Below are 11,687 nucleotides of genomic sequence, written 5' to 3' on the forward strand. Positions count from 1 at the left end.
GCTCGGCAGCGTGACGCGGGACCCGCCAAACCACACGAGCGCGCGGCCATGTGCCGGACACAACGGCGCCCGGTTCGTACGGCGGCGCAGGTTCAAACCGTATCCGGGCCTGGCAGGGCGGCCCTGTCCCACACGGGGAAAGGACCTACCGGTGGATGCGTCGTTGATCTGCCTTGAATCTCGATCCTGCACCTGCGCCAGATCATCCCACCCACCCCTCCACGCGTGTACCGTGTCATCCCATGACCCGGCGACTGTGCGGCCCATGAGCACCTACCATCTGCAATCCGTCTTCCGTCCGCAATCGGTCGCCGTCATCGGCGGCAGCCCGCGCGAACGCTCCGCCGGCCGTGCCGTCATGCGCAACCTGCGCAGCACCGGCTTTCCCGGCAAGGTGGCCTGGATCAATCCCCGCTACAGCGACATCGACGGCATCCGCACGGTCAAACGCCTGAAAGACCTGGACTGGGTGCCCGAGCTGGTCATCATCACCGCGCCGGCCAGCATCGTCCCCCAGGTCGTGGCCACCGCCGCCGAACGCGGCGTGGCCGCCGCCATCATCCTCACCGCCAACCTCGGCCAGGGCCCCGGCTCGCTTGCCGAACAGGTGGAAACCGCCGCCCGCGCCAAGGGCCTGCGCATCCTCGGCCCGCACTGCCTGGGCGTCATTGCCCCGCACGCACGCTTGAATGCCAGCATCGCCGCGCACTTCCCGCAGGCCGGTGACCTGGCGCTGATCTCCGAATCCAGCGCCATCGCCGCCGCCCTGGTCGAATGGGGCGTCGCGCGCTCGGTCGGCTTCTCCGCGGTCGTCTCGCTCGGCGACACCCTGGACGTGGACTTCGGCGACCTGCTCGACTACTTCGCCACCGATTACCGCACCCGCGCGATCCTGCTCTACGTCGAGCACATCGGCGATGCGCGCAAGTTCATGTCCGCCGCACGTGCCGCCGCGCGCGCCAAGCCGGTGGTGGTGGTCAAGTCCGGTCGCCACATCCGCATCAACCCGGACGCCGATACCCACGTGCAGGCGCTGGCCAGCGCCGATGCCGTGTACGGCGCCGCCTTCAACCGCGCCGGCCTGCTGCGCGTGGGCGCACTGGACGAACTGTTCACCGCCGCCGAAACGCTCGGCCGCCTCGGTACCTTCCCCGGCCGCCGGCTGGCCATCCTCAGCAACGGCGGCGGGGTAGGGCGCCTGGCCGTGGACCAGCTGCTGGCCCTGCGCGGCAGCCTGGCCGAATTGTCGCCGGCCACCGTGGCGCAGCTGGACAGCGTGCTGCCGCAGGGCTGGTCGCGCAGCAACCCGGTCGACATCGTCGTCGACGCCGATGGCGAGCGCTATGCCGCGGCCATCGACGCGCTGATGTCCGACAGCGAAAACGATGCCGTGCTGGTGGTCAACGTGCCCACCGCGTTCACCTCATCGGCCGACGCCGCCCAGGCACTCACCCGCACCCTGGGCCTGCGCCCGCGCCACCACCGCGACAAACCCGTGTTCGCGGTCTGGCTCGGCAACGATGACCGGGCCACCGCCACGCTCAACGCCGCGCGCGTGCCCACCTATCCCACCGAAGCCGAGGCGGTACGCGGCTTCCAGCATCTGGTGCGCTACCGCGATGCGCAGGCCGCGCTGATGGAAACCCCGCCCAGCCTGCCCGAAGATTTCGTTGTCGACACCACGACGGCGCGCGCGCTGGTCGAGGCGGCGCTGGCGGCCGGGCAGCAGTGGCTCGACCCCATCGCCACCCACCAGCTGCTCACCGCCTATGGCATTCCGTCGGCGCCGGTGATGCAGGCCCGCGACGCGCGCGAGGCCATGGAGCTGGCCCAGCCGCTGCTGGAGCAGGGCGCCACCGTGGCGGTGAAGGTGTTTTCCGCCGACATCCCGCACAAGTCCGACGTGGACGGCGTGCGCCTCAACCTCGGCTCGCTGCAGGCGGTGCATGCGGCGGCCACCTCGATCATCGCGCGCGCGCACGAGAAGCGCCCCGATGCCCGCATCGACGGCGTGCTGGTGCAGCCCACCATCGTGCGCCCCAAGGCGCGCGAACTGATCGCCGGCATCGCCGACGACCCCACCTTCGGACCGGTGATCGTGTTCGGCCGTGGCGGCACCGCCGTCGAGGTGATCGACGACAAGGCGCTCGCACTGCCCCCGCTGGACCTGCGCCTGTCGCACGAGCTGATCGGCCGCACCCGCGTCTCGCGCATCCTCAAGGCCTACCGCGACGTGCCGGCGGCCGACGAGCGTGCCGTGGCGCTGATCCTGGTCAAGCTGGCGCAGCTGGCCGCCGACATTCCCGAGATCCGCAGCCTGGACATCAACCCGCTGCTCGCCGACCGTGAAGGAGTGATCGCGCTCGACGCACGCGTGGCCATCGCGCCCTCGCGCAAACTGCACAAGGGCCGCGGCCATCCGCGCTTTGCCGTGTTCCCGTATCCCAAGGAATGGGAGCGCACCATCACCCTGTCCGACGGTGCGCCGGCCTTCGTGCGCCCGGTACGGCCGGAAGACGACGCGCTGTTCCGCGCGTTCTTCGCCCGCGTCACCGACGACGACCTGCGCCTGCGCTTCTTCCAGTCGGTGAAGCATTTCAGCCACGAGTTCATCGCGCGACTGACCCAGCTCGACTACGCCCGTTCGATTGCGCTGGTGGCCATCGACCCGCGCAGCGGCGACATGCTCGGCGCGGTGCGCCTGCATGCCGATGCCGACTACGACCGCGGCGAGTACGGCATCCTGATCCGCTCGGACCTGAAAGGCCACGGCATCGGCTGGCGACTGATGGCGATCATGATCGAGTACGCCAAGTGGCTGGGCCTGAACATCGTCGAAGGCCAGGTGCTGCGCGAGAACAGCACGATGCTGGCGATGTGCCAGAGCCTGGGCTTCAAGACCAGGCTGGACCAGGACGACTCCACGGTGATGGTGGTGACCCTGCCGGTGCAGGAGGTAGAGGTGCCCGAGGCGCCGGTGTGACCTGCGCCTGGTTCACGCCACCCGGCGGCGTTTACTGAAACTGGAGCTCCTCGGTCACCTTGCTGCAGGATGGATCCAGCTCCACATGGAACGACTTTCGTTCGCCCAGGTACAGCGGATCTGCAAGTTCATCCACATGCAACACGGCAAATCCGCGGCCAGCGGCCACAGAGTGGGATACAGCGACGAAGTACGTCCTGGCCTTCCAGGACCTGGTGCGCAAGACGTAGGCGTCCACGACGCGCACGCAGTCGGGTTGCTCCTTCGCAGCCAGGATATGGGCTCTTGTCAGCGCGGGCAGGGCGGCCAGCCGTTCCTCATCGGACGGGCCGCATGCAGAGAGTGCGCAGGCCAGGCAAAGGCAGCATGCCATCATGGACGTTCTGGACATTCGTCAGCTCCGGTCAGGTACTGCCTCATTTGTTCGTGGGGTCGCAGCCGGCCCGCCTCTCCACGGAGCGGACACGGCGACGGCACACCGTGTCAGTCCGCGTACCAGAACCGCTGGAAGTCATCGGTCCTGCGGTCATAGACCAGCAGTGATCCCGCACTGGCCATCCGGAAGTACTCCACCGACGCGTTTGGCGTGCAGACGGTGCTGTCGGTGACAGCGTCATGTGTATTGCCGGTGTACGCGTGGCAGCCGGGCGCACGCCTGTCCACGCCCATCGCGGACGCATCGCCCTCCTCGGCGGCGGCAATGTAGCACCGTGCTGCCGTCGCGCCTGGCCGGGTGCCCAGGCAGATCCTGACCGCCGTGCGTCGCCTGTCCCGGCTCTCCACCAGGTAGGCCTCGTCCATCACCCCGTCCCCATTGGCATCCAGCCACGTTGCCGCGTATCGCGCATGGTCGGCAGGCCGCCAGCCATGCGCCTTCAAGGCGGCATCGGCGACGCGCACCCAGTCGTCCTCGGCAGCCGCCGCTACGCCGGGCCAGAGCAGGCAAAGCCACAGCAAGCGTGCCGGTGGACATGCCGGTGGAACCTCGCAACTGCAGACGCTCGATCCTGTGCATCGTGCTGCTCCCTGTCTGAAAGGTCATCCCGCCCCGGTCCTTGCCGGACCCTTCTGCCGAAGGGGTATCGGCGTGCATGCCACGTTGGCCATGGGGTGCCATGGCCGATTTACTGCTCACCCTCGACCAACTGCGCCAACAAAATGAAAGCACGACCTTGAATCAACGCATGCCGATATACAGCCATCGGACCGCAATGCGCCTCGCTTTCATCACCGCCGGGCCAAGCGCAGTGCCTGAAATAAGCCGTCCTTGGACGCTGTCAGGACGCGATAGGCCACCTCGAACTCACTCAGCATGACGCGCTGCCGGGCCTGGTTCCATGCCTCTGGGTTCCCGGCCTTGAGGACGCGCTTTAACGCGCTGAGCTCCATGAAGTACATGGGGTAGGACACCAACATCGGAGGCAAGAACACAAGGAGTAGCCATTCCCCAGCTCTTTTCTCCCAACCCGGGCCAAGCGGCGGTTTGAATATCGCGTGTGCGCCAATGCCGCCACGCATCACGGGTTCATCCCTTCCGCGCCATGCTCGTTCATCCGGGTGGAAAGTCCAAGCGAACGCGCGATCCAGCTCAGGAGAGCGAAGGGGCAGGGCACAGCGAACCTTTGACGTGAATACCTTCCTCGGTTCGGGCGCCTGTTTCAAGACGTGAACACCCTCGAAGGACGATTGCCGTAGAACGGATAGGCCCATCCCAGGCATGGCCTCCCTGCACAGCGGGCGAGACAATAAGCGCATGACCGACCGCCTTCCCCTGTTGCTGCTCCCCGGCCTGCTCAACGACGCTGACCTCTGGCGCGCGCAGATCGCCGACCTGTCCGACATCGCCGACTGCACCGTGGGCGACCAGACCCGGGGCGAGACGATGCAGGCCGTGGTCGACGACGTGCTGGCGCAGGCGCCGCCGCGTTTCGCGTTGGCAGGCTTTTCGCTCGGCGGCTTCGTGGCCCAGCAGATCCTGCGCACGGCGCCGGAACGGGTGCTGCGGCTGGCGTTGATCGACACCTCGATCCATGCGGACTCCCCCGAGCGTGCCGCCCAGCGTCAGTCGCAACTGGCCAGCGTGCGCCTGCCCGGCAGGTTCCATGGGTTTGGCGACACACTGATGCGCAGCTACATCGATGCGTCGCGGCTGGATGATGACGTGCTGGTGCAGCGCGTGCGCGACATGACCGCGCGGCTGGGTGCCGAGGTATTCCTGCGCCAGAGCGCGCTGGAACGTGGCGATGGCCACGACGTCCTGGCCGGCTACCGTGATCCGCTGTTGATCGTGTGTGGCGCCAACGACCGCATCACCCCGCTGGCGATCAGCGAAGAAATGCATGCGCTCGTGCCGGGGTCAACGCTGGTGGTGCTGCCCGATTGCGGCCATTTGGCGCCGATGGAGAAACCGGAAGGCGTCAGCGCCGCGATGCGCGCGTGGTTGCAGGCCTGATCGGGCAGGACCGTCGCGCGCGCTACTCCCGGTAGGGTCGGGTCCCGATCCGCCGCCGATCCACGCGCACGTGCGGCGATGGCATGACCCCGAATCGAGCCAGACGCGTCGGCCAACGTCATGCGTCCGCCGCGCCGATCCACGCGGTCGGCGGTCGATCGGGATCCGCCCCTACCGCGCGTTGGATCTGCAGGGTGCGACCAGCGCCGGAAACGCGACGCTACCGCCGGGGCACCCGGAAGGCCGTCCGCAGGCGCGGACGGCCGACGCGAATGCCAGCCGTGCCCTGCCTCAATCCCAGTCGGGCGCAATCGCCGCCGGGTTGGCCAGCCGCTGCCCACGGTCCAGCGTGGCGATCTGCGCCATGTCCTCCTCGCTCAAGCGCAGGTCGGCGGCGAGCAGGTTGCTGGCCAGGTTCTCGCGCTTGGTGGAGGAGGGGATGACCGCATAGCCCTGCTGCAGCGCCCAGGCCAGTGCGACCTGGGCCGGGGTGGCCTGGTGGCGGTCGGCGATGGCCTGGATCACCGGGTCCTTGAGCACCTCGCCGTAGGCCAGGCTCATGTAGGCGGTGACGTGGATGCCCTGGTCCTTCAGGAACGCGATCAACGCGCGGTTCTGCAGGTACGGGTGCACCTCGATCTGGTTGGTGGCGATGGTATCGGCACCGAGGATGTCGATGGCCTGGCGGGTCTGGGCGATGGTGAAGTTGGAGATGCCGATCTGCCGGGTCAGGCCCTGCGACTTCGCTTCCGCCAACGCGCCCAGGTACTCGGCCATCGGCACGGCGTCCTTGGGCGAGGGCCAGTGGATCAGGGTCAGCTCGACGTGGTCGGTGCGCAGCTTGCGCAGGCTCTCGCGCAGGCTGTCCAGCAGCGCGTCGTGGCTGAAGTTGGCGATCCACACCTTGGTGGTCACGAACAGATCGTCGCGGGCCACGCCGGCGTCTGCGATGGCCTGGCCAACCTCGGCCTCGTTGTCGTAGATCTGCGCGGTGTCGATGGCGCGGTAGCCCACGTCCAATGCGTTGCGGACCGAGTCGATGACGGTCTGGCCCTTCAGGCGGAACGTGCCGAGGCCGAATGCGGGAATGCTCATGGAAACTCCTTCATGGGGGTGAGATGCAGGCTACGCCGCGCACCGTAAAGCGACGTAGAGCCGACCGTTGGTCGGCTGCCGTTGGCTGGGCCGACAGCTGGTCGGCTGCCGTTGAATTGGGCCGACCGTAGGTCGGCTGCTGTTGCGTAACGCGAACCATCGGTCCGCCACGCCGTCCATCAATGCGCACCCACGGCGATGCCTTCGGCCCGGTCGGCCACGCCATCGCGGCGATCCAGGCGGCCACTCAGCACGGTCAGGCCGAAGGCGCCCATCACCACCAGCGCGCCCAGCCACGGGGTGTGCATCAGGCCGAGGTGGTCCACCACCAGCCCGCCCAGCGAGGCACCGAAGGCGATGCCCACGTTGAACGCGGCGATGTTCAGCCCCGAGGCGACATCGGCGGCCTGCGGAGCAAAACGCCGCGCCTGCTTGACCACGTACACCTGCAGCCCCGGCACGTTGCCGAAGGCCACCGCACCCAGCGCGAGCACGGTCAGCAGCACCAGCCAGGTGTTGTAGGCGGTGAAGGTGAGCACGAACAGCACGGCGGCCAGCAGGGCGAAGATCAGCTTCAGCGCCGGAATCGGGCCGCGGCGATCGGCCAGGCGGCCGCCCCACAGGTTGCCGATCGCCACGGACACGCCGTAGACCAGCAGCACGCCGCTGACCGCATTGGCCGAGAAGCCGCTGACGTCCTGCAGGATCGAGGCCAGGTAGGTGAAGGACAGGAAGGTGCCGCCGTAGCCCAGTGCGGTGATCGCATACACCAGCAGCAGGCGCGGCTGGGCCAGCACAGACAGCTGCTGGCCGAACGTCGCCGGCGCGCTGCGCTGCAGGTTGCGCGGCACGAACAGCAGGCTGCCGATCAGCGCGATCACCCCCAGCGCGGCCACGGCCAGGAAGGTCGCGCGCCAGCCCAGGTGCTGGCCGATGAAGGTGCCCAGTGGCACGCCGGTGACCAGCGCCACGGTGAGGCCGGTGAACATGATCGCGATCGCACTGGCAGCCTTCTCCTTGGGCACCACCGACGTGGCGATGATCGAGCCGATCGAGAAGAACACGCCGTGCGCCAGGCCGGTGAGCACGCGCGCCACGATCAGCGAGCCGTAGCCCGGTGCCATCCAGGCAATCACGTTGCCCAGGGTGAACAGCACCATCAGCGCCACCAGCAGGGTCTTGCGCGGCACGCGGCCGGTGAGGGCGGTCAGCACCGGCGCGCCGACCGCCACGCCCAGGGCGTACAGCGAGACCAGCAGGCCGGCCGAGGGCAGGGACACGCCGAGGTCGGCGGCGATGGTCGGGATCAGGCCGACGATGACGAATTCGGTGGTGCCGATGGCGTACGCACCGAGGGTGAGCGCCAGCAGGGCCAAAGGGATGCCACGGGACATGGTGGGTTACCGGTGGGAGGTGAGGCTGCGCAGTCTGCGCGCCGCACTCTTGCCGAAAAAGCGGCCTTCACGCCAATCACTCTTGCGCCGTGGTCAATAATGGGCGTCCCATCCCGGTGCCATCCGCCATGAAAACCACCCTCGACGAGATGCAGGCCTTCATCGCGGTGATCGACAGCGGCTCGATCACCGCCGCCGCCGAAACCCTGGGCCAGACCACCTCCGGGGTGAGCCGGGCGCTGGGGCGGCTGGAGGAAAAGCTCGGCACCACCCTGCTGACCCGCACCACGCGGCGGCTGCAACTGACCGAAGAAGGCGATGCGTTCCTGGGCCAGGCCCGGGCGATCGTGGCCTCGGTGGAGGCCGCCGAGGAACAGATCGCCGCCCGCCGCGACCGCCCGGCCGGGCGGCTGCGCGTGGATGCGGCGATGCCGTTCGTGCTGCACGTGATCGCCCCGCTGGTGGCGGGCTATCGCGCGCGCTACCCGGACGTGGCGCTGGAACTCAACAGCAGCGAGCGCTACATCGACCTGCTGGAGCGGCGCACCGACGTGGCGATCCGGATCGGGCCACTGGCCGATTCCACCCTGCATGCCCGGCCGCTGGCACACAGCCGCCTGCGGGTGATGGCCAGCCCGGCGTACCTGCAGCAGCACGGCACCCCGGCCAGCGTCGCCGACCTGCGCGGCCACACCCTGCTGGGCTTCAACGAACCGGACTCGCTCAACCACTGGCCGCTGCCGGGCGATACCGATGCGCTGCTGCACGTGCGCCCGGCGCTGGCCGTGTCCAGCGGCGAAACCCTGCGTGCGCTGGCCCTGGCCGGCGTGGGCATCGTCTGCCTGTCCGATTTCATGACCCACCGCGACCGCGAGGCCGGTCACCTGGTGCAGCTGCTGCCCGCGCTCACCGTGGACGTGCGCCAGCCCATCCATGCCGTGTACTACCGCAACACCGCCGTATCGGCGCGGATCAGCTCGTTCCTGGACCACCTGGCGGCCGCGATGGTGGGCCCGCCCTACATCCGCTGAGACGGGGCAGGGCCGACCCACGGCCGGCCGCCTCCTCGGGCCACCGCCGCGCTGCCCGACTGGACACCGGGTTAATTTGTAACTACCGTTGTTACATGAAATCCAGCAACCAGTTTTCCGACGCCCTGCACATCGCCGCCCATCTGGTCGGGCAGGACGGCCCTCGCACCTCCGAGCAGCTGGCCGCCTGCCTGCCGACCCACCCGGTGGTGATCCGGCGCCTGCTGGCCGCGCTGCACAAGGGCGGGGTGGTGCGCAACGCGCGCGGCCACGGTGGCGGCAGCCAGCTCGCGCGCGACCCGGCCACGATCACCCTGCACGACGTGTACGTGGCGATCGGCGCGCCCCCGCTGCTGCACACCGGCGCGCGCGACACCGGGCGCGGCTGCCCGGTGCAGCAGGTGGTCAACGATGCATTGGACGACAGCTACCGCCAGGCCCAGGCCCTGCTCGAACAGCGCCTGCGTGGCACCACCCTGGCCAGCCTCGGCGAGGCGTTCGCCCGCCACCTGGCCCACCATGCAGCAGGAGTTCCCCATGACGTTTGATGCCGTGATCGTCGGCGGCAGTTTTGCCGGCCTGTCCGCCGCGTTGATGCTGGCGCGCGCGCGCCGCGAGGTCCTGGTGATCGACAGTGGCCTGCCACGCAACCGCTTCTCCGCGCATTCGCACGGGGTGCTGGGCATGGATGGCATCGCCGGCGGCGACCTGCTCCGCCAGGCCAAGGCACAACTGCTGGCCTACCCGACCGTGCGCTGGGTCAGCGACACCGCCATCGACGCGCAGCCCACCGTCGACGGTTTCGCGCTCACCACCGCCGCCGGCGACACCTGGGCCGCGCGCAAGCTGCTGCTGGCCACCGGCATCCGCGATGAACTGCCCGACCTGCCCGGCGTGGCCGAGCGCTGGGGCCACAGCGTGCTGCACTGTCCGTACTGCCATGGCTACGAAGTGGGCGGCGGCGCGATCGGCCTGCTGGGCGGGCATGCGATGTCGGTGAAGATGGCGGGGCTGCTGGCCGACTGGGGCCAGGTCACCCTGTTCGCCCACGGCATGCAGATCGAGGACGACGAGCGCGCCATGCTGGACCGGCGCGGCGTTCGAATCGAAACCGGGCAGGTGGTCGGCCTGGAGGGCGAGGCGCCGCAGTTGAGCGGTGCGCTGCTTGCCGATGGTCGCCGCATCGACCTGCGCGCGCTGTTCGTTGCCGCCCGCCAGCACATGGGCTCGGCGCTGGTGGAACAACTGGGCTGCGCGCTGGAGGAGAGCCCGATCGGCGTACTGGTGCGGGTGGACGCGCAGAAGCAGACCTCGGTGCCGGGCGTGTATGCCGCTGGCGATGCCAGCGTGGTCGGCAACATCACCCTGGCCAATGCCGAGGGCGTGCGTGCCGGGATCAGCCTGCACCACGCACTGGTGGCCGAGGACAGCGCGGCGGCCTGAACGAAAACGGCCACCCGAAGGTGGCCGCAGGATCGTGTGTCCGTGGCCTGCTCAGCCCTTGATGCACACCACCTGGCGCAGGGTGTGCACCACCTCCACCAGGTCGCTCTGCGCGGCCATCACCGCATCGATCGACTTGTAGGCCGCCGGTGATTCATCGATCACCGCCGCATCCTTGCGGCATTCCACGTGCGCGGTCGCCTCGCGGTGCTGCGCCAAGGTGATCTGCTGGCGCGCGGCGCTGCGGCTCATCACCCGCCCGGCGCCATGGCTGCAGCTGTGGAAGCTCTCGGCATTGCCCTTGCCACGCACGATGTAGCTGCGCGTACCCATGCTGCCGGGGATGATGCCCAGCTCGCCGGCGCGTGCGCTGACCGCACCCTTGCGGGTCACCAGCAGCGCCTCGCCCCCGTGCGTTTCGGCCTGCACGTAGTTGTGGTGGCAGTTCACCGCCAGCTTCTCCAGCTGGAACTTCGGCAGCCGCACGCGCATCTCGGCCAGCACCCGCGCCATCATCGCCTCGCGGTTTTCGCGGGCATAGTCCTGCGCCCACGACACGGCCTGTACGTAGTCGTCGAACAACGGCTCGCCCTGCATGAAGAAGGCCAGGTCCTTGTCCGGCAGGTGGAAACCAAGCACGCGCCGGGCCAGCTGCTCGCGCGCCTGCTCGATGAAGTAGGTGCCGATCAGGTTGCCGGTACCGCGCGAGCCGCTGTGCAGCATCACCCACACCGCCCCGGTTTCATCCAGGCAGATCTCGATGAAGTGGTTGCCGCCGCCAAGCGTGCCGATCTGGCACGCCAGCTTGTCGGTGCGCACGCGCCGGTGGCGCTGCTTGATGGCGTCCAGCCGCTCGACCAGCCCGGAGCGCACGATCCGGCTGTGGATGCTGTCCGGCAGCTGCCGGTGCTCGCCGCCGCGGCCGTTGCCCACCGGCACGCTGCGCTCGATGTCGCTGCGCAGTCGGGCCAGGTTGTCGGGCAGGTCCTCGGCGCGCAGCGTGGTGCGGACCGCCGCCATGCCGCAGCCGATATCCACGCCGACCGCGGCCGGGATGATCGCGCCGCGCGTGGGGATCACCGACCCAACGGTGGCGCCCTTGCCCACGTGCACGTCCGGCATCACCGCCACCCAGGGGCCGACGAACGGCACCGCGGCGATGTTGGCCAGCTGCTCGCGGGCCAGGCTGTCGACCGGCACGCCGCGCACCCAGGCCTTGATCGGGGTAGCGCCTTCGGCGTGAAGAAATTCAACGTGTGTTTGCGTATTCATCGGGTCATTCCCTTGAG

Annotated in this window: 11 protein-coding genes; 5 read left to right on the forward strand and 6 right to left on the reverse strand. The window is 68.9% G+C overall.

Translation table 11 applies throughout. From position 1 onward, the window contains the following. Positions 1–265 precede the first annotated feature (265 nt). Complete coding sequence (locus AC06FD_RS14480) at positions 266–2,983, forward strand: bifunctional acetate--CoA ligase family protein/GNAT family N-acetyltransferase (protein ID WP_478078181.1); 2,718 nt, start codon at positions 266–268, stop codon at positions 2,981–2,983. Between the two features lie 31 nt (positions 2,984–3,014). On the opposite strand, the gene AC06FD_RS14485 is transcribed toward AC06FD_RS14480, so the two are convergent. The 3 genes from AC06FD_RS14485 to AC06FD_RS14495 form a co-directional block, all read right to left on the reverse strand. After that, a complete protein-coding gene (locus AC06FD_RS14485) occupies positions 3,015–3,374 on the reverse strand; it encodes a hypothetical protein (RefSeq protein WP_478078182.1) in 360 nt (119 codons plus the stop codon). Between the two features lie 92 nt (positions 3,375–3,466). Then, positions 3,467–3,883 carry a hypothetical protein gene (locus AC06FD_RS14490; protein ID WP_478078183.1) on the reverse strand — a complete coding sequence of 139 codons (417 nt, stop codon included), beginning with the start codon at positions 3,881–3,883 and terminating at the stop codon, positions 3,467–3,469. 327 nt (positions 3,884–4,210) lie between these two features. Further along, complete coding sequence (locus AC06FD_RS14495; RefSeq protein ID WP_478078184.1) at positions 4,211–4,381, reverse strand: hypothetical protein; 171 nt, start codon at positions 4,379–4,381, stop codon at positions 4,211–4,213. Between the two features lie 355 nt (positions 4,382–4,736). Between AC06FD_RS14495 and AC06FD_RS14500 the strand changes: the two genes are divergently transcribed. Next, entirely contained in the window at positions 4,737–5,435 is a 699-nt protein-coding gene (locus AC06FD_RS14500; RefSeq protein WP_478078185.1) for an alpha/beta fold hydrolase, read from the forward strand. Between the two features lie 291 nt (positions 5,436–5,726). Here the strand turns inward: AC06FD_RS14500 and dkgB are convergent, their stop codons facing one another. Next, the gene (gene dkgB / locus AC06FD_RS14505) at positions 5,727–6,530 is read right to left on the reverse strand and encodes a 2,5-didehydrogluconate reductase DkgB (RefSeq protein ID WP_478078186.1); all 804 of its coding nucleotides are present in this window, start codon (positions 6,528–6,530) and stop codon (positions 5,727–5,729) included. 179 nt (positions 6,531–6,709) lie between these two features. Next, complete coding sequence (locus tag AC06FD_RS14510; protein ID WP_478078187.1) at positions 6,710–7,924, reverse strand: MFS transporter; 1,215 nt, start codon at positions 7,922–7,924, stop codon at positions 6,710–6,712. Between the two features lie 128 nt (positions 7,925–8,052). Here AC06FD_RS14510 and AC06FD_RS14515 point away from each other — a divergent pair, with 128 nt between their 5' ends. The 3 genes from AC06FD_RS14515 (at position 8,053) to AC06FD_RS14525 (ending at position 10,398) form a co-directional block, all read left to right on the forward strand. Beyond that, the gene (locus AC06FD_RS14515; RefSeq protein WP_259209540.1) at positions 8,053–8,955 is read left to right on the forward strand and encodes a LysR substrate-binding domain-containing protein; all 903 of its coding nucleotides are present in this window, start codon (positions 8,053–8,055) and stop codon (positions 8,953–8,955) included. Between the two features lie 95 nt (positions 8,956–9,050). Further along, complete coding sequence (locus AC06FD_RS14520) at positions 9,051–9,503, forward strand: Rrf2 family transcriptional regulator (RefSeq protein ID WP_259209542.1); 453 nt, start codon at positions 9,051–9,053, stop codon at positions 9,501–9,503. Continuing rightward, positions 9,493–10,398, forward strand: coding sequence for an NAD(P)/FAD-dependent oxidoreductase (locus tag AC06FD_RS14525; protein WP_394163176.1), 906 nt, complete (start codon positions 9,493–9,495; stop codon positions 10,396–10,398). The genes AC06FD_RS14520 and AC06FD_RS14525 overlap by 11 nt, the downstream gene beginning before the upstream one ends. Positions 10,399–10,449: 51 nt before the next feature. Here AC06FD_RS14525 and AC06FD_RS14530 read toward each other — a convergent pair whose 3' ends face one another. Continuing rightward, the gene (locus tag AC06FD_RS14530; RefSeq protein WP_478078188.1) at positions 10,450–11,670 is read right to left on the reverse strand and encodes an RtcB family protein; all 1,221 of its coding nucleotides are present in this window, start codon (positions 11,668–11,670) and stop codon (positions 10,450–10,452) included. Positions 11,671–11,687: the final 17 nt, after the last annotated feature.

The sequence above is a fragment of the Stenotrophomonas sp. Steno-Z1 genome, from assembly GCF_056393175.1.